Origin of the sequence: Bacillus sp. SIMBA_031 (genome assembly GCF_046535225.1) — a bacterium.
GTDB classification, from domain to species: domain Bacteria; phylum Bacillota; class Bacilli; order Bacillales; family Bacillaceae; genus Bacillus; species Bacillus velezensis.
Genome location: NZ_JAWRXC010000413.1, coordinates 1 through 258, shown reverse-complemented (window position 1 = coordinate 258; position 258 = coordinate 1). Strand labels below are relative to the sequence as shown.

Genomic DNA, 258 nt, shown 5'->3' with positions numbered 1-258 from the left:
CTTATTAAGATAAGTGCGCAACCATGCATGCTGTAATTGCACCCTAACAATATTGGTACTAGAGAGTACACTATCGAGACCAAACTCTGCCGATATAGACCACTGCTCTCCCGAATAAGGGGTGGTACCTCCCTTCGATTGCTTTCGGGCATAACTGACACCTGGTAATAACATTTCTGTGGTGCGTTCTAGCCCGTCGCCAATCCGATAGGTTTCTTGCTCGCGCCTGATAAATGCAGTTCTTATCCATTTTTGCTC

At 46.1% G+C, this 258-nt stretch carries 1 protein-coding gene; it reads right to left on the bottom strand.

The features are described from left to right. A partial coding sequence (locus tag SB724_RS20835; RefSeq protein WP_410572854.1) for a hypothetical protein occupies window positions 1–258 on the bottom strand: 258 nt, incomplete at both ends.